20 protein-coding genes, 1 tRNA gene and 1 pseudogene are annotated in these 21,246 nt (G+C 52.1%); 13 read left to right on the top strand and 9 right to left on the bottom strand.

Annotation, left to right across the window (positions count from 1 at the left end; translation table 11 throughout):
• Positions 1-153: 153 nt before the first annotated feature.
• A complete protein-coding gene (ppsA, locus tag HPY73_07505; protein QLH75295.1) occupies positions 154-2,466 on the top strand; it encodes a phosphoenolpyruvate synthase in 2,313 nt (770 codons plus the stop codon).
• Positions 2,467-2,542: 76 nt separating this feature from the next.
• On the opposite strand, the gene HPY73_07500 is transcribed toward ppsA, so the two are convergent.
• Complete coding sequence (locus HPY73_07500) at positions 2,543-3,373, bottom strand: CBS domain-containing protein (GenBank protein QLH75723.1); 831 nt, start codon at positions 3,371-3,373, stop codon at positions 2,543-2,545.
• A gap of 160 nt (positions 3,374-3,533) precedes the next feature.
• Between HPY73_07500 and HPY73_07495 the strand changes: the two genes are divergently transcribed.
• The 3 genes from HPY73_07495 (at position 3,534) to HPY73_07485 (ending at position 4,991) form a co-directional block, all read left to right on the top strand.
• Positions 3,534-3,609, top strand: a tRNA-Asp gene (locus tag HPY73_07495).
• Between the two features lie 118 nt (positions 3,610-3,727).
• Positions 3,728-4,369 carry a MarR family transcriptional regulator gene (locus HPY73_07490; protein ID QLH75294.1) on the top strand — a complete coding sequence of 214 codons (642 nt, stop codon included), beginning with the start codon at positions 3,728-3,730 and terminating at the stop codon, positions 4,367-4,369.
• 1 nt (position 4,370) lies between these two features.
• Positions 4,371-4,991 (top strand): hypothetical protein, encoded by a 621-nt coding sequence (locus HPY73_07485; protein ID QLH75293.1) that lies wholly within the window; start codon positions 4,371-4,373, stop codon positions 4,989-4,991.
• Here the strand turns inward: HPY73_07485 and HPY73_07480 are convergent, their stop codons facing one another.
• The 3 genes from HPY73_07480 to HPY73_07470 all read right to left on the bottom strand — a co-directional run bounded on the left by HPY73_07480 (position 4,992) and on the right by HPY73_07470 (position 7,081).
• A complete protein-coding gene (locus HPY73_07480) occupies positions 4,992-6,071 on the bottom strand; it encodes an acetoin utilization protein AcuC (protein ID QLH75292.1) in 1,080 nt (359 codons plus the stop codon).
• A gap of 76 nt (positions 6,072-6,147) precedes the next feature.
• Positions 6,148-6,474, bottom strand: a complete 327-nt coding sequence (locus HPY73_07475) for a hypothetical protein (protein ID QLH75291.1) — start codon at positions 6,472-6,474, stop codon at positions 6,148-6,150.
• A 52-nt stretch (positions 6,475-6,526) separates the two neighbouring features.
• Entirely contained in the window at positions 6,527-7,081 is a 555-nt protein-coding gene (locus HPY73_07470; GenBank protein QLH75290.1) for an HD domain-containing protein, read from the bottom strand.
• Between the two features lie 132 nt (positions 7,082-7,213).
• Between HPY73_07470 and HPY73_07465 the strand changes: the two genes are divergently transcribed.
• The 6 genes and pseudogenes from HPY73_07465 (at position 7,214) to HPY73_07440 (ending at position 12,033) form a co-directional block, all read left to right on the top strand.
• Positions 7,214-8,284 carry an ABC transporter substrate-binding protein gene (locus HPY73_07465; GenBank protein ID QLH75289.1) on the top strand — a complete coding sequence of 357 codons (1,071 nt, stop codon included), beginning with the start codon at positions 7,214-7,216 and terminating at the stop codon, positions 8,282-8,284.
• Positions 8,285-8,338: 54 nt separating this feature from the next.
• Positions 8,339-9,364, top strand: coding sequence for an iron chelate uptake ABC transporter family permease subunit (locus HPY73_07460; GenBank protein QLH75288.1), 1,026 nt, complete (start codon positions 8,339-8,341; stop codon positions 9,362-9,364).
• Positions 9,364-10,152 (top strand): ABC transporter ATP-binding protein, encoded by a 789-nt coding sequence (locus tag HPY73_07455; GenBank protein QLH75287.1) that lies wholly within the window; start codon positions 9,364-9,366, stop codon positions 10,150-10,152. Before HPY73_07460 ends, HPY73_07455 begins: the two co-directional genes overlap by 1 nt.
• A 62-nt stretch (positions 10,153-10,214) precedes the next feature.
• Positions 10,215-10,562, top strand: a pseudogene (locus tag HPY73_07450) (aspartate 1-decarboxylase).
• Entirely contained in the window at positions 10,473-11,036 is a 564-nt protein-coding gene (locus HPY73_07445; protein QLH75722.1) for a ribonuclease HI family protein, read from the top strand. The pseudogene HPY73_07450 and the gene HPY73_07445 overlap by 90 nt, the downstream one beginning before the upstream one ends.
• 226 nt (positions 11,037-11,262) lie before the next feature.
• A complete protein-coding gene (locus HPY73_07440; protein ID QLH75286.1) occupies positions 11,263-12,033 on the top strand; it encodes a hypothetical protein in 771 nt (256 codons plus the stop codon).
• Here the strand turns inward: HPY73_07440 and HPY73_07435 are convergent.
• The 5 genes from HPY73_07435 to HPY73_07415 all read right to left on the bottom strand — a co-directional run bounded on the left by HPY73_07435 (position 12,021) and on the right by HPY73_07415 (position 16,854).
• Complete coding sequence (locus HPY73_07435) at positions 12,021-13,265, bottom strand: histidine--tRNA ligase (protein ID QLH75285.1); 1,245 nt, start codon at positions 13,263-13,265, stop codon at positions 12,021-12,023. The genes HPY73_07440 and HPY73_07435 overlap by 13 nt on opposite strands.
• A 92-nt stretch (positions 13,266-13,357) precedes the next feature.
• Positions 13,358-13,777: a hypothetical protein gene (locus HPY73_07430; protein ID QLH75284.1), complete on the bottom strand. Its 420-nt coding sequence runs from the start codon at positions 13,775-13,777 to the stop codon at positions 13,358-13,360.
• A gap of 130 nt (positions 13,778-13,907) precedes the next feature.
• Positions 13,908-14,453: a MarR family transcriptional regulator gene (locus tag HPY73_07425; GenBank protein QLH75283.1), complete on the bottom strand. Its 546-nt coding sequence runs from the start codon at positions 14,451-14,453 to the stop codon at positions 13,908-13,910.
• A gap of 66 nt (positions 14,454-14,519) precedes the next feature.
• Complete coding sequence (locus tag HPY73_07420) at positions 14,520-15,683, bottom strand: aminotransferase class I/II-fold pyridoxal phosphate-dependent enzyme (GenBank protein ID QLH75721.1); 1,164 nt, start codon at positions 15,681-15,683, stop codon at positions 14,520-14,522.
• Positions 15,684-15,741: 58 nt separating this feature from the next.
• Positions 15,742-16,854, bottom strand: coding sequence for a GTP-binding protein (locus HPY73_07415; protein QLH75720.1), 1,113 nt, complete (start codon positions 16,852-16,854; stop codon positions 15,742-15,744).
• A gap of 208 nt (positions 16,855-17,062) precedes the next feature.
• Between HPY73_07415 and HPY73_07410 the strand changes: the two genes are divergently transcribed.
• The 3 genes from HPY73_07410 (at position 17,063) to HPY73_07400 (ending at position 21,227) form a co-directional block, all read left to right on the top strand.
• The gene (locus HPY73_07410) at positions 17,063-18,061 is read left to right on the top strand and encodes a zinc ribbon domain-containing protein (GenBank protein QLH75282.1); all 999 of its coding nucleotides are present in this window, start codon (positions 17,063-17,065) and stop codon (positions 18,059-18,061) included.
• Positions 18,062-18,154: 93 nt separating this feature from the next.
• Complete coding sequence (locus HPY73_07405) at positions 18,155-20,134, top strand: DNA topoisomerase VI subunit B (GenBank protein QLH75281.1); 1,980 nt, start codon at positions 18,155-18,157, stop codon at positions 20,132-20,134.
• Positions 20,127-21,227 (top strand): DNA topoisomerase IV subunit A, encoded by a 1,101-nt coding sequence (locus HPY73_07400; protein ID QLH75280.1) that lies wholly within the window; start codon positions 20,127-20,129, stop codon positions 21,225-21,227. The genes HPY73_07405 and HPY73_07400 overlap by 8 nt, the downstream gene beginning before the upstream one ends.
• The last annotated feature ends 19 nt before the right edge of the window (positions 21,228-21,246 follow it).

Raw genomic sequence — 21,246 nt, 5'->3', positions numbered from 1 at the left:
CACCAGATAGATAATCATACTGATTGAGCAACAACAAAAATATGTAACTACAAATCAAGAAAGCTTATTTACTATCGTGCAAATTGGGAAACAGGGCCCCCCAATGGATGTCGCAATTGTCTTGGGGACCGATTCAGATGGGGAGATGGATGGATGAACAGGATAGTTGAGATCTCTGAACTGAGCAAGGACGATATCCCGATCGCTGGTGGCAAGGGGGCCAACCTGGGCGAGCTTGTTACTGCCGGGTTCAATGTGCCTCCAGGATTTGTTCTGACAACAGAATCATATGATTATTTTCTGCAGACAAGCGGGATCGAGAAGAAGGTCCATGAGATAATGGACCAGGTGGATGTTAGCTCTGAGAGCTCCTTACAGAATGCATCGCAAGCAATACGGAGGCTCTTCGAGGAAGTGCCGATACCGGATGACCTGGTCTCGGAGATAAGGACAAGTTATCAAAAGATGTGGAAGGGGAAGAAGCCCGGACTTGTGGCGGTCAGGTCCAGTGCGACAGCTGAAGATTTGCCCACGGCCAGCTTCGCTGGTCAACAGGACACGTATCTCAATGTGCACTCTGAAGATGAGCTGATCGACAAGGTCAAGAAATGCTGGTCCTCGCTCTTCACCCCTCGCGCGATATCATATCGCGTGAGCAAGGGTTTCGAGCATTCGAAGGTAAAGTTGGCCGTAGTGGTCCAAAAGATGGTTAACTCTGAGGTCTCTGGCATAATGTTCACGGTCGACCCTAACTCAGAGATGCCACACATCATCATAGAAGCGGGATATGGACTTGGGGAGGCCATTGTCGGGGGAAAGGTAACACCAGACACCTACGTGGTCGATAAGTTCCATAATAAGCTGATCAGTAAGAAGGTGTCCAAGCAGACCTGGAAATATGTGAGGGGGAAGGTCGGGGATACTGTCAAAGAGAACATTCCAGAGAAGCTTTGGAACGAGCAAAAGCTCAACGACGAGCAAATCCTGGACCTTGCCAGGATCGGGAATGAGATCGAGGTTCATTACGATAAGCCAATGGACATAGAATGGTGTTATGAGGATGGGGAGTTTTTCATCGTCCAGGCCAGGCCTGTCACGACATTGAAGGGGAACGGGGGGAAAGCCCCCAAACAAAAAGATGAGGCCGAGCTGAAAAAAGGGCTCAAGATAATTGCCAAGGGTCTTGCAGCAAGTCCAGGCAAGGCCAGTGGAGCTGTGAAGATAGTCTCGGACGAGATGAACCTTGAGGTTGTCAAGAACGGTGATGTCATGGTCACCGTCATGACATCACCGGACATGGTCCCAGCGATGACAAGGGCTTCGGCCATCATCACGGACGAGGGTGGGATGACATGCCATGCAGCAATTGTCGCGAGGGAGCTGGGCATCCCTTGCATCGTCGGTACGGGCGATATTACGCACAAGGTGAAGGATGGCACTATCGTCACCGTCGATGGAAGCACAGGGGTCGTCTTTGAGGGCGCTGAGGAAAAACCTGTGGAGGAGAAAAAGGAAAAGGTCGTGGTCCCGGTGGGAAGGGCCGTGCCAGTGACCGGAACGAAGATCTATGTCAATATAGGAGTACCACACAAGGCGGCAGAGTATGCCAAGCTCCCTGTGTCTGGGGTCGGCCTCATGCGCATAGAGTTCTTGTTCACATCATATATCCAAGAGCATCCATGTGCCCTTATTGAAAAAGGGAGGCAGCAAGAGCTTGTCGATAAGCTCGCCGACGGGATCGCGATGGTGGCAAAGGAGTTCTATCCAAGGCCCGTGATCCTTCGGACCTCGGATTTCAAAACAAATGAATACAGGGACATGAAGGGCGGCGAGAAGTATGAGCCGAAAGAGCAGAACCCAATGATCGGCTGGAGAGGTTGCTCGAGGTATGTGTCTGATTCCTACAAAGAGGCTTTCAAACAGGAGCTGAAAGCGATAAAGAAGGTCCGGGAGGAGATGGGTCTCAAGAACGTCCACATCATGCTTCCATTCGTTAGGACGATCGAAGAGCTGAAGAAGATAACGGCCATTATGTCGGATGTCGGACTGGAGCGCAACCGCGATTTCAAATTATATCTGATGGCGGAGATCCCATGCAATATATTCATGGCCGAGGAGTTCTCTGATTGGTGCGACGGTTTCAGCATCGGAAGTAACGATCTGACGCAGTTGACGATGGGGGCGGACCGGGACTCCGAGGTGCTCGGCAAGATGGGCTACTTCGATGAGAGGAACGAGGCGATCAAAAGGGCCATCAAGATCCTGATAGACGCCGCGCATAAGAAGGGGAGGACGGTCGGAATATGCGGCCAGGCACCTTCTGTATACCCTGAGTTCTCCGAGTTCCTAGTTAAGGCAGGGATCGACACGATAAGCCTCAACCCCGACTCGGTGATCGATACGATCTCCATCATCGCATCAGCAGAACAGCGTATATTGCTCGAGGGTGCCAGGAAGAACCTTTAAAATCCTTTTTATAATATTTTTATAATTTTTATAATAATGATATATAATTATTCATAATGTATTTCCTTTGATGACCTCAATGACCGTTGACCCTGTCCTCTATCTTTTTCTTTTCATCCTTCAACAGCCTTGTAGTTATTTCAACCAGAGGGTGATGAGAACCCTCGATGATCCTGACATCGTCCAAGGTCCTCAGTCCAAGCTCATCCGCGACCTTCTCCATCCCAAGGTCGATGTCCTTGCTCAATTCAAGTACGAAGGCGGAAAATTGACGCACGCCCATCTGCTTCGATGCCAATGCTCGATGATGACCGTCTACAAGAACAAAATATTTGCCTTTATCTATGACTATCAAAGGCTCCACCAGTCCCCGTTTGATCTCCTCCTTCCTACCCAGGAGCTCGTCGGCATATACTTCATGCTGGGTGGGCCTCAAGGCCTCGACTGGTATCACCCTCCGTCTGACCGTAATGGTTATGCCATGCTTTGCCTCTAGGAAGTTCTTGATCATCGCCACTTTGTTCGGTGTCGCTCTTTCGATATGCGACCTTACGATATCCAGATTTGAAATTATACCGATCAGGCGCCCTTCCGGATCAATGACTGGTACATTCCTCAGTCCGTATCTGAACAATATCCTGGCCGCATCATCAAGGTCCATCTCCGGAGTTACCGTGTACGTTCCCTTCCTCATGATGTCGAACACCAGGTCATCAGGTCTGTTTGCTGCCCTGAGGAGCTCTTTGGACGTGATGAAGCCAACAAGGATCCCATCATCACATACTGGCATCCCATGGAACTCGGTCGAGATCAACCGCTCGATCGCCTGTTTCACTGTGTAGTTGCAGGGGATATACTGAACGTCCCTCACCATATAGTCCTCGACCTTTGGTTTCCTCTCGACCATCCTTACCATCGCTCGCCCCGGGCGCTAGGGGCATTATGTTGAAGCAGGGTGTAGATAAATACCTTTCTGGATGACCTACGGTCAATGATAGGGGGACTGTTTTTTTCTTTCAAAACCTTAAGTCATATATATCAGAATCATGTTGGGGTGAAAAGCAACTGCCCTGGTAGTGTAGCGGCCTATCATGAAGCCCTGTCGAGGCTTCGACTCGGGTTCAAATCCCGACCAGGGCGCCACAATGTCCATTTGTATGTTTTTGTTGTATGTGTCTCGAATTTCTACGATATTATATTTTTTGATACCGTCTGAACAAAATCAATTAACTGAGCTCATGATTATCCCGTAGGGGGAAAAATGGTAGTCGTTTTGGGAACGCTAGGATTCCGACCAGAGACGCTAATACCGACGATAAGGTCCACGAAAAGCCTGGATAAAGTGGTGGTTTTCCATAGTGATCATGAGAGGTCAAGGGGTGCTGCGACCGAGGTCTGTGCGTTATGTGAGGCCATGAGCGTGAAGTTCGTGGACAGGGAGATCCCGAACGCATATGATTTCATTATGGTCGCAAGGGCCATTCAAGATGAGATCTTAGAGATCAGAGGGGCCGGGGACAACATATGGGTCTTCAATATCGCTGGCGGGACGAGGATAATGAGCGCCTCTGCATTGCTCGTCTGTACGCTGGAAGGTCTGAATGCCGTCTATGTCCATGATAATACTATGGAAGAAATTCCTCTTCCGATGCTCCAGATAAGATACTCTGACATGCTGACCGATGTGCAGAAGAAGCTTCTCGATCATTTGCTGGCGAACAAGGACCGGGAATTGACACAAGCGGATCTGTCAAAGGAGCTCAGGATGCACAAGGCGACGATAAACCATCACATTAAGAATTTATTGGAAAAGGGAGCTGTGCGCCTGGAAACAAAAAAAGATGACAGTAGGGAAAAAGTGATCAGAGCTGATGAATCGATGGAGCTCCTGTTGAGGCGATGAGATGCGCTCGCTGATTTGTACCTTCGGCTTCGATGACCGGAAGATCATCGACGCCATGCGATCCATAAATCATGATGAGATGATAATCGTCACCGGCGTTGACAATACCCAGCTGGACGCTTATCTGAGGCTTGTCGAGATTTGTAACGCTCTCAGGACCCCTGTGCGCACCATAACCATCGATGTCTTCAATTTTGCGAAGAGCTTCGAGACGATGATCGCTCTGATCCGTGAACTGAGAAGCAAAGGCAACGAAGTCCAAATGAACATAAGCGGAGGGCTTCCATTGCTGAGCGATGCGGCCCTGCTGGCAGCGTTCAATGAAGGAGTTGTATCATATTATGTCGATGAAAAGGTGATGAAACTCCCTGTGCTAAAGAACGTCACGATCGGCGAACGGCTGACATCAAGGCAAAAGGAGGCACTGAAGATCGTAGGGAGCGGAATAGAGCCTTCAAGGATCGACCCCTCCTCAAAGAAGGATACCGAGCTTAAGTCTGCGCTCCTAGCTCTTAAGACCTTGGGCCTCATCAAGTTCGAGGAGGGGGTCGGTAAGATGGTCTTGACGAAAGAGGGTGAGACGGTAAGAGACTGGATCGACAGAACTGAAAAGGCACGATGATCATTTGATAAGGGGGATGACCTCCCTCAGGATATAATCGACGACCTCTTCTACCTCTTCCCTATGATAATTGGACCTCTGGTTTATCTGAGAGTCCTGTAGATGATGTAGGGCCTCTGGGTCATACGGATAGGCGCCCGATACCGTGCAAGCCACGATGGCCCAGGTCCTCCTCACCGCCTCGATGTTGTAGCCCCCTCCTCCCGTCACGACATAGTTGCCATCACTATGCTTGTGGGCGAGGTCGTGGGTCATCTCCGCGATCCTCTCATAGGCCTTTGTGGTAAGGCCCAGGTCGACCAAGCAGTCACCGAAATGGGCGTCCGTGCCGAACTGGTGTATTATCAGTTCAGGTCTATAGGCGTCCAGCGCGGCCTTGACGACCTTGTCATATGCACGAAGATAGACGTCGTCCTGTGTTCCTCCGGGCAAAGGGACGTTTATGTTATATCCCCTCCCTTTCCCCTTTCCGATGTCCTCCCTCCCACCGGTCCTGGGATAGAAATATTGTCCAAACCTGTGGAAAGATATCTTGAGCACGGCCTCATTGTAAAATATCTCCTGGGTACCGTCACCGTGATGGGCATCGATGTCGATGATCGCGATCCGTTTGGTCCCATATTTCTTTTGAGCTGTCCTGGCAGCTATCGCCGTATCATTGAACACGCAGAAGCCCGAGGCCCTTTCGGGCATTGCATGGTGCATGCCCCCGGCTGGATTCATGGCGTGTTGGAACTCCCCGCTCTCGACCGCCTCTACGCAGGCAACGGTCGCGCCTGTAACAGCAAGGGCCCCCTCAAAAAGTGTCTCGGTTATTGGCGTATCTCCTCCATCTAGGTAACCAGTCCCTCTTTGACAGACCTCTTCGATCCTATTGATGTATTCGTCAGTATGAACGAGCCTCAACGATTCCCTGGTGCCCATCGGTGGGTCTAGATGGACCAGGTTAGGACCAAAGGCCCCGATCTCGGTCAGGGTATCGAAGATGCGCCGGTATCTTATCGGCTGGAACGGATGTTCGGGTCCGAAGTAATACTTGAGCATCGTATCCGAGTAGAAGAACGCGGTCCTACCAGACATTCAGTTCATTCTCCTTATCCAGATGAGAGCGGGATTAGATAACGGTTACCTAAGAGATGGAAGCAGAATGGACCGTTCACTCGATGAACTCGATGCATAATCTCTCCTTTGCAAGAGCTAGATTCCTCGAGATCATCCCATGTTCGACCCAACAGGCATTATAAACTGCGACGGGCACCAGACAGGTGGATGTAAGGCCAACATCGCTGGCAAGTTCTATGATCTTCGAGCCTTTTAGGTCCATTATATCATCCATGCTGACCCTTCCAAGCCTATCTGCATACGTCTGGACGGATCTGCAATCTGACCTGATCTCGACCAAAGTATCGCTTCCGATGGCCCTTGCGATTATCTCGGTCCCATGATCGCAGATCGGTGTATTCAGCCTGACCTTGGTCACCATTTATATCACGATGAAGAGGCGTTGTTGGTAGAAATAATGAACGAAGGCCCTCTTAGAGACCAAGCTCCTCAGACCGGGACCTCATCCCCTCCAAAGCGATCTTTAAGAAATCCTCCAATGGGACCTCTAGTTCGTTGCACATCATGATCCTCTCCCTCGAGACCCCTTTGGCAAAATCCTTTGAATTAAATTTCTTGATCAGGGACTCGGGCCTCACGTCCGCCAATTTTTTACTGGGCATGACCAGGGCGCATGCTACGATAAGTCCAGAGACGGCGTCGCTGGCGATCAGCGCCTTCTTTATCTTGGTATCGACCATGATATTTGTATGTTCATGGTTGTGCGCCATAATGGTCTCGATGATGCCGTCATCGACCCTGCCCTCCAAAATCTCCTTGGCCTTCAGGGTATGATCGTCTGCTCCCTTACAGATCTCAAAGTCTATATCGTGCAATATCCCAACGACCTCCCATAGCTCGGGGTCTTCGCCCAATCTCTCAGCGAGATGGTGCATGACCGCCCCCACACCTACCATGTGCTTGACGTTGCCCTCCTTTTTCACGTGTTCCCTGACCAACGATAATGATTCGCTCCTGTTCATCCTCATCGGCAGAAGTAAGGGGGCGGTGTCTGATAAAATGTCGTCGATGAATCAAAGGGAAGAGGCACAAAAGGAAAATCTCAATATCGTTAAATAATGCAATGGCATAACTGATTGTTTCTTCTTACAGGTATGACCATGACACCTAAGAAGATACTAGCGATTTGTGCAATATTGGCCCTTTTGACAGGGACGATACCGATAACTGCGGCGGAAGAGAGCCACGACATCGTCATAAAAGACTCGCGCGGCGTGACCATCGTGCTACCAGGTCCAGCTACCCATGTGGCCGCTTTCGGGGCCTTTGCGACCAAAACCCTGGTCGATATCGGGAAGCTCGATAAGGCTGTCATCTTCGATGCGACCTCTGCCTATGAGAAGAGCGGGATAATGGAGGTCAAGAACGTATCATCTGAAAAGTTCATCACGGTCAGTAACAGCAACAAGGACGCTGTCATCCAAAATATGCTCAAACTTGTGGACGATGGGGAATGGAACAAGACGACGGATGTGATATTCGGATATGGTTACGGTTATCTTAGCCAGCTCTGGACAGAACTTGAAGGGTATGGCTTTAAAGTGATGACCTTCTATCCGACGTCCTATGACGGGGTCGTCCAGGTCGTGAAGGACATAGAGACCGTGGTCGGTGCTGAGCATGATGTATCGGACCAAATGGCCTATGTCAAGACCTACATTGCCGAGACCCTTGAGGAGAATGGTATAAACGAAACATCGGAGAAAGTGAGGGCACTGTATGCCAGCTATAGCTCGAACATTCTAAAGCTTGGTAATGGTGGGTCGATAACTGTCGATTTCATCAACGCCGCCGGGGGATTCAACGTTGCCAATGACACCTCCAAGGCCGTCCCTACCTATTCGGCCGATTTCACGGCGATCCTGCAGCTCGAGCCTGAGTTTGTCCTCCTAGATGGATATTATACAGGCACGGCTGATGAGTTCAAGAGCCTTATAGGCGATGATGATATCGTCGTCTATAAGCTGAACAAGACCTGGAACTCATATTGCCCAGATGCGATGACCGGTCTGTGGGCCATTGCCAATCTGTTCTATCCAGAATATTTCACAGGTGAGATACCTGTGCAGGCGGATAACACGGAGAGTGACGATATGGTCCTGTATGTAGGGGTCGGTATAGGAGTGGCCATAGTGGCCGTCGCAACTTTGTTCGTATTAAGAAAGAGGTGAAGGCAATGCCCTTCGCCAGTAAACCATTTTAAAATTCGATACGAGGTCGAGCACATGAAAGGATCCAGGAAAAGGCGGGTGAGGGTTCTAACTGTTTATATCGCCTTATTCGCATTGCTGTTCGTATTCATGGTCCTGGACCTTACCCAGGCATTTATACCCTTGTCGTTCTCCGAGGCCTTCTGGGCGTTGTTCGGGGTGGGCTCCGATACAAATATCATCATAGTCCAGAAGATGAACCTTCCAAGGGTCGTCATGACATGTCTGGTCGGGGCCGCCCTAGGGATCGCGGGCGCTGTGATGCAGGCGCTGTTCAGGAACCCGATGGCCTCTCCATACATACTAGGATTGTCATCAGGTGCGTCCTTGGGGGCCGCGATCGGTCTCACATTCACGGTCTCTTGGCTGCCATCATTGCTTATGATCCCGATGCTGGCGTTCATTACCTGTATGGGAACGCTGTTCCTTGTCTACTCGATATCAAGGGTGGGTGGAAAGGTGCCTACCGAGACCCTGCTTCTTGCCGGGATAGCGGTTGGATCGTTCCTTTCGGCATTGGTCTCACTTCTCACCTACCTCGCAGGCGAGCAGTTGCAGGGTATAGTGTATTGGACCATGGGCAATCTGACCAATGCAACCTGGGACAATATTCTGATAGTTGCGCCTCTGATAGCTGCTGGCTGCATCCTGATGATCGCCAGTTCCAGGGACCTTAACGCTATGATGCTGGGTGGGAACCACGCTCTCGACCTAGGGGTCGAGGTGCCGAAGGTCAGGCTTCAATTATTGGTCGCATCTGCCCTGGTCACCGCGGCGGCCGTTGCTTTCGTGGGCGTCATAGGTTTCGTGGGCCTTGTAGTGCCCCACATACTAAGGATATTGATGGGGCCAGACAACCGAGCACTGCTTCCGGCCTCGCTCATCGGGGGGGCATCGTTCCTGATGATGTGCGATTACATCTCCAGGGTCATCGCCCCAGGAATAGGGATACTCCCTGTCGGGATAGTGACCGCTCTCATCGGTGCGCCATACTTCATATATCTGTTGCGAAGACGCAGGCATGAGGTGGGGTGGGACTGATGCTGAGCGTGGAGAACCTTCATTTCAAATATCGAGAGAGGCCCGTGCTGGATGGGGTTGACCTCGAGATAAAAAAAGGTGAGATAATAGGTATCCTTGGTCCCAATGGATGTGGAAAGACCACTTTATTGAAGCTCCTGAACAAGGACCTGCACCCAGATAAGGGGAAGGTGATGCTCGAAGGCTCTGATCTTGAAAAACTCACAAAAAAACAGATAGCCCGGAAGATAGCGGTCGTTCCGCAGAGCAACGATATCCGTTTCGCCTTCACCGTCAAGGATATAGTAATGATGGGAAGGATGCCTTTTCTTGAAAGATTCCAGGTCGAATCCATTGAGGACGAGAGGATCGTAGAGGATGCGATGAGGAAGACCAACATCTCAGACCTCTCGGAAAGATATGTCAACACTATGAGCGGCGGTGAAAGGCAGAGGGTCATCATCGCCAGGGCTCTCGCACAAAGACCTGAGATAGTCCTTCTGGATGAGCCGACCCTACATCTGGACGTTTGTCACATGTTCGATACCCTCGACCTTATGAGAGACCTGTCGAGGAATGAGGGGCTCACGGTCGTGATCGTCTCTCATGACCTCCCTATGGTGGTCAAATACTGCGACAGGATCGTTCTGATCCATGATCATAAGGTCTTTGCGGTCGGTGCTCCGGAACAGGTCCTGACAAGAGAGAACATGCAGAAGGTATTCAACATCGACGCGGTGATGGAGTATGACCAAACCTTGAAGGCCAACATCGTCAAGATATTCGGCTCGTATTCCAATAGGAAATGATAAGACGACCTATGATTGTCGATAGGAAAGATTGAAGATACCTGTCGCATTGATTGACGACCATGCGTTTCGTGCTCAGAGGCAAGATCCACCGAGCTACGGTGACAGAAAGGCATCCAGACTATGTCGGGAGCATCGTGGTGGACCCTCTTTTGTTGAAACATACGGACATATGGCCGGGAGAGAAGGTCCTGGTCTCTGATGCCGACAATGGTGCCAGATTCGAGACGTATATTTTCGAAGGGGTTCCAGGCTCGGGGACGGTCTCGGTCAATGGAGGTGCCGCCCACCTTGTGAAGGAAGGTGACAAGGTGATCATCATGTCATTTGAGCTTACTGACCGGCCCATCGCTCCCAAGGTCATATTGGTCGATGACAAGAACAGGTACCTAAGGGACATCTCTTATACTTCGCCAAAGATCGCAACGGCACCTATAGAAAAAGATCTCCGCGCCGATGGTCAAAGGTTGATCGTCTATTCCGACGGAGGGTCGAGGAATAACCCCGGACCAGCGGCATGCGCCTATATTATATGCTCCGAGGACGGAGATATCCTGAAGAAAGGGTCGAGGTACCTTGGTATAATGTCAAACAACGAGGCGGAGTACCATGGTCTCATAGACGCATTGACAGAGGCGAAAGAGCTTGGTGCCTTTGAGATCGCCATAACAATGGACAGTGAGCTCGTGGTAAGGCAGGTCAGAGGGGAGTACAAGATCAAAGCGGAGAACCTAAAACCGTTATTCGCCACGGTCCAAGGGCTGCTTTCAAGCTTCCGCAGATATGATATCTTGCATGCACCGAGGGAGCATCCGATGATCTCCAAGGCCGACGAACTGGTAAATATCGAACTGGACCTGATGTCACAAAGGACCAAGCTATAATTCGTCCAATAGCGAGCGGGGCTGAAATAAATATAAATAGACAATCATAGAACAGTATAATAGGTGCGGTGGGCCGGTGGCTCAACTCTCCTCCTAAAAGAGTTGCTTTTATTCCCCCCATCTTCATCGGCCCCGCACCCATCCCTTTATTATCCTTCGACAAGCCTTTTTATCATGCCAGCACATTATGAGTGGCGGTCTGGATACATTATCGAGATGTGATGGCATGAAAAGGATAGGTTGGTTCACAACAGCTAGAGGCCAGGGTTCGATGAACCTGTTCAGGTCGATCTTGAAAAAGATCGAAGACAAGGAGATAGAGGTAGAGCTGGCGTTCATGTTCATCAATCGCGACATAAAGGGTAATGAGAACAGGCGGCAGATGGTCCAAATGGCCAAGGACCGGGGTATCCCGGTGATCATACTACCATCGGACGGCTTCATGCCTGAGCTCAAGGCCAATGACATCGAGGCCTGGAGGGAGGAATATGGTAAAGAGATGAGGAAGCTCATCTCCCCTCACCGGATGGACTTCGGGGTCCTTGCGGGCTATATGCTCATATTGGACCCAAAGACCTGCATGGAATATGTGATGATCAATCTGCATCCCGCCCTACCTGGCACTTATCAAGGGACATGGGAGGAGGTCATCGAGAAGGTAGTCGAGAACAAGGACCGCTCCTATGGTGCGACGGTCCATGTCTGCACGCCCGATCTGGACCGTGGAGACGCGATAGCATATGATTCGTTCGATGTTGAGAGGCTGAGAAGCTTGGCAAGGGACGATGATGAGCTTCGGAGGATGGTCCGGGCGGAGGGCGTCCGGAGGGAGGGGCATCTCCTGATGAGCGTCATCAAACATATGGTAAACGGGGACCTGGTCATAAAGGGCGGAAAGGTCTATGACCGAGAAGGAAAGGAGCTCGAGAGGCCGCCCTGCCTCGCAAAGGAGATTGAAGCGGCATTGGCCGATGATCGATCTGTTCAAGCAAGATAAGAGACAAGATCATCGATCTTGACGAGCTTCTGCTCCCCGCTCGCCATGTTCCTCACATTTACAGCCCCAGAGGTCATCTCTTTCTCACCGACTATCACAACGTTCTCGACGCCGATCGCATCGGCATACTTGAAGTTCTTTGCTAGGTTCCTCCTCATGAGGTCCATGTCGGCGCTGATGCCCGCCCTTCTGAGCAGCGCGGTTATCTCATATGCCTTGGACCTGACGTTATCGCTGACAGGGACGACATAGGCCTTCATCCTGAACCTTTTCGGTTTGACCCCTTCCTTCTCCAGCGCTATCAAGGTCCTGTCGAAACCGATCGCAAACCCCGATGAGAATACCTTCTCCCCTCCGAACAGCTCGCTGAGGGAGTATGAGCCGCCACCACAGATCTGCTTTTCCGCGCCTAGTTTCGGGGCATCGACCTCGAAGACTATCCCGGTATAATATGCCAGACCTCTCACGACCCCCATGTCCACCTCGAGGTTCTTGAGGCCATAGTGACCAAGTATCTCGAACACTTCCTCAAGGTATCCCCTCGCCTCGCCCTCATAATCCTTCAGCACCGATATTGGCCCCGTGACCTTCGTCGTGGCGATGACCTTTTCTATGTCCTCCCTTCCCATCCCAACAGATTCCATCAAGGGCCGGGCCTCGTCGTAATTCTTTTTGTCGAGCTTCTGAAGGATGGGCAACGCCCTGTCATCTTCCACGCCAGCATCTTTGAGCATTCCTTTCAGAAGGCCTATGTGCCCCACTCTTATCTTATAATCAATGAGACCGGTCCTTTCCAATATCGAGGCGGCGAGACCGATGACCTCGGCGTCCATCTCAGGTGTCGGTGAACCAATGATCTCTGCACCGAACTGATAGAACTCTCTATAGCGACCGGCCTGAGGCCTCTCATACCTGAAACAAGGCCCGAAATAGAAGAGCTTCAAAGGCCTTGGATAGTTGGTAAGGTCGTTGACGAAGAACCTTATGACCGAGGCCGTGAGCTCGGGCCTGAGACATATCTCCCTGTCGCCCTTGTCCTTGAAGGCATACATCTCCTCCACGATGCCAGGTCCCGATTTCGTGGTAAAAAGCTCCGTGTGCTCGAATATCGGTGTCTGAACCTCACGGAACCCGTGGGACATTGAGACCGACCTCATCATTGATTCGTACGATCGTCTCGTCTCCATCTCCTCAGGGGTGAAGTCCCTGGTTCCACGCGGCCGTTGTATCATGCGGCGAGCAATGACCTTGTCAATCTTAACATTTTCCTCTCCAGGCCAGGTCGTCTAATAAAAAAAATAAAAAGTTTGTCGAAGGGGGTTCATCATGCTTTTCCGTTCTGGTTCGCATGCTGATATTGATAGGCGTAACCTTCAGGGCAGTTGCCGTTCGCAGCACAGGTCTGTACCTGCTCCTGGACCTGCTCCATCGCCTGATACATGACAGCCTCGCCCGCTCTCACAGGGCCGGCAGCATCCCCACAGGTACCATCCCTCTTCTTCTCCCTTTCTTGATTCAGGGCTCGGTCGCCGTCCTGATCGCAGCACGAGCCGTCTCTCAGCATGTCCCTGTCCCGGAGCTGTTGCTGAGTCCTGTCACAATCTCCTTGCCCTTTGGGGTCTTCCCCAACCTTCTCTGCAATGACCGCATCGCCATTTCCGGGCAATGCTGTAGCAAGGGACGCTACCACAGCGAACAGGACGACCGCTCCTAGAACGGCCCCTATCATCACTTTCTTGTTCATTCTATGCGCACCTCCTAGGCGCACCGGACCGATGCGCCTGAATAGATCTCGAGGGGTGAAAAGATAATTAAAACCCTATGTGAAAAGTGGTGAAAAGTTTGCTGAAAAGTGAAAACTGGATGGTCTATGTTCATTTTTCTACGGAGATCTTCACCTTGTTCGTGACCCCATATCTTTCCTTGGTCACCAGGCCCTTCTCGATCAGACGGTCGATTACCCTAGATACCTTCGCATCGGACATCTTCGTCCTTGCGATGAGGTCCTTCTGCAACGCCTCGCCCCCCATGTCGATGATGGTCCGGAACATGAACCTTTCATCCCCGTTAAGAAGACGAAGTACGAGAAGATGCTCGCCCGCAATAGGTGAATGTGCCCCCTCGACGACCGGTCCCTCATCCGCCTTTTCTTCTACCTTTTCTTCTCGGACCATTACGACGGGGGGTCGGGGGACAGGCACATAATCCTCTTTGAAGGCCCAATAAGAGATCCCTGTCGCTGCGATGAACGAGCCTACCATTATTAGAAGGCCATTGCTGACGGAGTACGAGGTCCTCTCCCCCGAGGCGCCACTGTTCATTCCGCCACCTCCGTCGGATGTTGTCGGTGTCATAAAGCCGAACAACAATATAGCGACCCCTGCCGCGGCCACCAAGAGCGCTAAATGCCTGGTCCTCATGTCCTCACCTTTCTACCTTGCCCGCTGATGATAGGTTATTTTGCTTATTCAATCCGATCGCTGGTCTTAAATGTGTCCCAATGAACGTTCAAGGTCGTCGATTAGGTCCTCGACATCCTCGATACCGACAGAGAGCCTTATCATCGAGTCCGCGATCCCGAGCTTCCTCCTTTCTTCCGCGGAGAATGCCGTATGCGATGTGTTCAACGGCATGCTTGCCAATGATTCCACGCCCCCAAGGCTGCTCGCGACGTTGATAAGCTCGAAGGACCTCATGACCTTTTCCGCAGCTTTCACCCCACCTCTTACCTCGAACGATACCATCCCTCCAAAGCCTCTCATCATCTTCTTGGCCAATTCATGTTGCGGATGGCATGGAAGACCAGGATAATGCACCTTCTGTACCTTCTCGTGCCCCAGCAGATAGGTGGCCAACGTCATCGCATTCTCGTTATGCTGCCTCATGCGTATCGCCAATGTCTTCATCCCTCTTAACAGCAGGAATGCGCCCATCGGGTCCAATGTGCCGCCCATCGTTATCCTTCTCTTCCAGACCTCATTTATGATCTCCTGCCTCCCTGCAACTGCCCCGGCTATCAGGTCGGAATGGCCGTTGAGATATTTAGTGCAAGAATGCATGACTATGTCCGCCCCCATCTCAAGGGGGTTCATATTGTACGGCGAGGCGAATGTGCTGTCGACCGCCACCATCACGTCCTGCTCTTTCGCCGCCCTGCATATCTCAGGGATGTCGATGATCTTGAGCAACGGGTTGGTCGGGCATTCGAGCCAGAGCAGCTTTGTGCCGGGCTTCAGGGCGGCGATGATGTCGTCAGTATGGACAGAAGGCACAAAATCGGTCGTCACGCCCAACCTTGATAGGTCGTTCTTGAACAGATTGTATGTGCCACCATAGATGTCCTCCATGGAGACGAGGCGGTCCCCTTTGCTCAAAAGCGAGAACACGGTCGCTGAGGTCGCGGCCATCCCCGAAGAGAAGACCAATGCCCTCTCCGCCCCTTCCAAAGCAGCTATCTTGTCCTCCGCCGCCTGGACAGTGGGGTTGCCATGCCTGCTGTATATATATGTGCCTGGTGGGAGACCGCCCTTCCACGTCTCCTCATCATCAGTTGGATAGAAGAATGTGGATGTTTGAAAGATAGGGGTGTTGACAGATCCCTTTATGCCCTTGATCTCGCCAGCATCCACCGATCGGGTGGAGAGGCCCATCTTCCGCTTCATGCTCCGATGAAAAACATACATCCATTTATGCCATTCGGAACGACCATCATTCACCCGTGCGTCTGATGATTATCGATAATATGTCCCCGTCCTGTAGCACGTGATCCAATCCCACCATCTGTCCTGGGAATTTGGCGCTTTTCCCCCAGACGGTCGCATAACGGAAATTCTGCCTGAAGACCCTGTGCAGAGAATCGCAGACGTCACCTACCGTGCTGTCCCTCCTCACGATCAACGGCTCTTTCAGGTCCGCTTCCTGACCTTGTTTCTTCAGGTAGACGCGTATGAGGTCAATGTGCTTGAAGATGGCCTCTTTCAGCTCCTCGAGCCCTATGCCTGCCTGCGCAGAGATGAAGACGGGGTGCCATTCCTGAAGCTTGACCTTGAGCTGTTCCAGATATTCCGGGTCCGCCGTATCGACCTTGTTCACCGCCATTATCGCCTTCATGTATATCCTGTTGCCAGCGAGCACGTCGATGAGCTGGTCGACGTTTATATCCTCCCTGATAACGACGTCGGCGCTGACATGGCCATATTCCATGACGATCTCCTTGGCATATTCCTCTGTCATCTTGGTGAGCTCCACCGTCGTCTTGACGTCGATGCCCCCCTGGTCCCTCCTAGTTATGACCACATCGGGGGGGCGGGTGTTCAACCGTATGCCTGCCGTCTCAAGCTCGCTCACCAGGACATGGATGTTAGTGTCGTAAGGGTCCATGACGAACAGGATGAGATCGGCGGACCGCACCACCGAAAGCACCTCCCTCCCCCTGCCCTTCCCCTTCGAGGCGTCCCTTATCAGACCCGGAAGGTCCAGCACCTGGATCTTTGCACCTTTATATTCCATGATCCCAGGGATGACATCGAGCGTTGTGAAGTCGTAGGAGCCTACCTCGCTCTTTGCGTCGGTCAACCTGTTGAGCATTGTCGACTTGCCGACACTGGGGAACCCTACCAAGGCCACGGTCGCGTTGCCGCTCTTTTTCACACCGTAGGACCTTCCCGTGCCGCCGCCTTGGGACCTTCTCTTTTCAGCCTCGATCTTGAGCCTAGCTATCTTTGCCTTCAGCTTGCCCAGATGATATTCGGTCTTCTTGTTGACCTGCGTCTTGTCGATCTCCGCCTGGATCTCTTTGATCTGGTCTTCGATCGTGGCCATCTTTACTTCACCATTGCACCCGGCCCTTCCATCGATGTGCGGCCCGCCCATCGGCTCAGGGCGCATCCCTATATGACAAGGCGCTAATACGGGTCTGCATTATTAGCGTATCGGATGTTCATCTCTCACCCGTCCATTTTTTTCTTATCGGTCTGTGCCACTTTGGGCCTACAATACCTTTAAACCCCTGATTCGCATGAGGAGAACGATGTCTAACGGTGGCTTTGGAGACGTCATGACAAAGCTCCGCGGCTCGAAGACCGGGCTCGTGGTCGGGCTTTCATTGACCGCAACCTTATCGCTCCTGCTTGTATTGTTCGCCTGGTACATCTGCTTTGCAGCAATGGCCGTGGCCATTGTGATGTATGGTGTACCCTACTATTTCGGGTTCAAGGACAGAAAGAAGCTGGCTGTCTTCGGGCTCGTGCTTCTGATAGTGCTGGGCCTGGCCTGGGGCCTTAACATGGCGAACAACATCAACAATTTCGGGTCCGATATGGTCGAGAAGGAGGGATTGCTCTCAGGAGGCACCGTGATACCGACCAAGGACCTCGATACTAAACTTTACACCTTCCAGGTAGTAGTCCTGAACACAAGCGTGTACAAGAACGTCACGTTGTGGGTCGATAACAGTTGGGACGCTGATGAGGCAGTTCAATACGATATGGTATTCGTCGAGAACGTCACCGGAGGAATGCTCTATGAGAGACAGCTCACCCTGGAGAAAGAGGGGATATATGCCTATGAGTTCGAGATATGGGACGGAGAAGAGATGCAGGCCACCGGTGCCGGCTATGGGCCTATTAACGCCCCCTCGGACGAGATCATGAACCAGGCGATAATGTCAGGGATGTTCTACTCTTTCTTCCAGATCGGGCTTTTGTTCTTCATGTTGCTCTTCCTGACCTGGTGGATGGACAAGAGCAAGGTCCGCATGCAGAAGCAGGTCGAGGAGGCGAAGAAGAGGAGGGCGGAAGCGGACGCGAAGGAAGGCCGTGCCGAGGAGAAGTTCGTCTGCTCCGAATGTGGGGCCGAGGTCCCAGGTGATGCTTCAAAGTGTCCCCAGTGCGGGGAGACCTTTGATGATGAGCCGGAGCCTAAAAAGAAGGCCGATGAGGACATGAAATGTCCCAAGTGCAATGCTGTCATCTTCGCTACTGACAAGAAGTGCTGGAACTGCGGCAAGGAGCTCGACCCGAAGAGCTAAAGGTGACCGGCCGCCAAATTTTATCTATCTCCCTTGGGATATTGAGCCCGGGGATGCATTCATTCCTTGTTCGCATTGTCCAGAGAGGATGCTATGAGCTCTATTGCTGAGGAACTTGCCAAGAAACAGAAGGAGATCTCGGTCTCGGAGTTCTTCGAGAGGAACCGCCAGATACTGGGCTTTGACTCGCAGGTGAAGTCGCTTATCATGGGGGTGAAGGAGGCTGTTGACAACTCCCTTGATGCCTGCGAGGAGGCACAGATACTCCCTGACATCCTTGTGAAGATAGAGCGGGTGGGCAAGGACGAGTACAAGGTGACCGTGGAGGATAATGGTCCTGGGATCGTAAAAAAGGCGATCCCGAACGTTTTCGGTCGTCTGCTCTATGGCTCCAGGTTCCATGCTGTCAGACAGTCCAGAGGACAGCAGGGGATAGGCATCTCGGCAACGGTCATGTTCGGCCAGATAACCACTGGAAAACCGACAAGGGTCCGGTCAAAGGTGGCCAACGAGGAGACAGCATGGCAATTGGACCTGATCATAAACACAAAGAAGAATATGCCAGAGGTCCTGAAGGAAGACCCCATCATATGGGAGGGTAAGGAGCATGGCGTCAGCGTGGAGTTCTTCATGAACGGGCGATATCTGACAGGGAAACAGTCCGTCATGGAATATCTGAGACAGACGGCAATCGTCAATCCCCATGCCAGGTTCACGTTCATTGACCCCGACAATAGGAAGATCGTCTTCGAAAGGGCCCACGACCAACTTCCCCCTCCAACGAAGGAGATCAAGCCACATCCCGAAGGTCTTGAGCTTGGCACCCTGATGAACATGGCGAAGGAGTCGAAGATGAAGACCCTCTCGAAATTCCTACAGAACGATTTCTCAAGGATAAGTGACCGCCTGGCCAAGGAGATATGCGACAAGGCCATGATGTCGACCGAGAAGCCGACGAACTCGCTGACATTAGAGGAGTCCAAAAGGCTCATCGATGCCATCGGGCAGGTGAAAATAATGGCCCCACAGACCGACTGTCTCTCACCGATCGGTGGTGCTCTCATAAAAAAGGGCCTGAAGAATGTTCTTGCCGAGCAGAGGCCTGAATTCTATGCCCACCCGGTCACAAGGGACCCTAAGGTCTATGCGGGGAACCCTTTCCTGGTGGAGGTAGGGATCGTGTATGGAGGGGACCTACCAAAGGACCAGCCCGTCCAGATACTGAGGTTCGCGAACAGGGTCCCGCTTCTATATCAACAGGGCGCATGTGCGATCACGAAGGCGATAGAGTCGACAGACTGGCGCAGATATGGCCTGGAGCAGAGGGGTGGCAGCGGCATCCCATATGGGCCTGCCATCATCCTGGTCCATGTCGCCTCGACCAAGGTGCCCTTCACATCGGAGGCGAAGGAGGCGATCGCCAACATCCCCGAGATCCAGTCGGAGATAGAGCTCGCGTTGAAGATATGCGGAAGGAGCCTCAAGACCCATCTGAATAAAAAAGAGACCAAGTCGAAGACCAAGGCCAAATTCGATATCGTCCAGATCATCCTCCCTTTGATCGCGCAGAAGAGCGCCAAGATCGTGAACAGGCCCGTGCCGGCCCTGTCGGGCACGATAACCAAGATCATGAACGTGGTCTGGGTCGACGACTCTGTGACCTATGAGAATGGGAAGCACAAGGTCAGGGTGACCATATACAATTATACTCCGAAGTCCCAGAAGCTCAACCTGCATATGGTAGTCCCCAAGGACAGCTTCGATTATACTGGCCTGCAGATCTTCCCGGCGGAGGTGAAGGATGACGGGAAGATGACATGGGAGCTTAGGTCCATACCTTCCACGGGCAAGATAGACATCAACTTCATGTTGAAAGGGCTGGACAAGGAGGCGTACGACGAGAACGAGGTGTATGTGAGCGGTATCGACCCTGCCATGGTCATAGGCGCAGAACCTCTTCCTGGTGATTGGGACGTAAAGAGGCTTGAGGTGACCGAGATAGAGCCGCTTCCCGTCGAGGAAGAAGAGGAGGTCGATTATGATGAACAGAAGGAGGCGCTGACCGATGACTGAGCAGACAGAACGGGACGCTGTGAAGGAGCTCCACAAGATCGCTTCGGACATCTATGACCAGATCGACTCTGGAAAGATACCAAAGATGGTCCTTCCGCTGAGGACGAAGAGCAACATAAAGTTCGACCAAAAGCACGGCGTCTGGAAATACGGGAAGGCCACTGGGGCGCGCACCGCAAAGAAGACGAACGGCGCCTTGATGCTACTCAGGACCATGTATACGCTGGAGCTCATCGAGGACATGATCGCTCAGAAGAAGTCCTCGACGCTGAGAGAGATGTATTACATATCTGAGGGATGGGACAAGGCGAAGTTCAATTCCCAGGATGAGAGCAACTTCCTCGCGGAGGACCTGGAGATAGTGACCGGGTGCATGAGGGAGGATTTCAAGCTCAGGCCGGAGGAGAACGGCGCGAGCGTGATAGGCGACCTGACGATCGAGGAACAGGACAGGAAAGGCAGGACGAAGAGGATCAATTGTCTCGAGGACGTCGGGGACTCTGGGTATGGCATCCCCTATAATGTAGAGAAGGACAAGGTGAAGTTGATAGAGACAGGGGCGGATTTCATCATCGCCATCGAGACCGGTGGTATGTTCGACCGCCTGGTGGAGAACGGGTTCGCAGAGGATTTCAACTCGATCCTCGTGCACCTGAAAGGACAGCCTGCGAGGAGCACGAGGAGGTTCATCAAGCGGCTCAACGAGGAGATGGGGCTTCCAGTGGTGGTCTTCACTGATGGTGACCCTTGGTCATTCAGGATCTTCGCCTCGGTGGCATATGGCGCCATAAAGACCGCGCATATATCTGAATATCTTGCGACGCCGACCGCTGAGTTCATTGGGATCACCGCATCGGACATCACGAACTACGACCTTCCGACCGACAAGCTGACCGAGATGGACATCCGGGCTTTGAACGCCGAGCTCAAGGACCCCAGGTTCGCAGATGATTTCTGGCGGGGTGAGATAGAGACGATGCTCCATCTTAACAAGAAGGCAGAGCAGCAGGCTCTGGCAAAATACGGTCTGGACTATGTCACGGACAAGTATCTTCCCGAGAAGCTCGCTGAGCTGGGCATATTGCGTAGATGATGCACGGTTTTATTACTTG

Source organism: Methanomassiliicoccales archaeon (assembly GCA_013415865.1).
In the GTDB taxonomy this organism is placed as follows: domain Archaea; phylum Thermoplasmatota; class Thermoplasmata; order Methanomassiliicoccales; family UBA472; genus MVRC01.
This window is presented reverse-complemented; position numbering and strand designations above follow the sequence as displayed.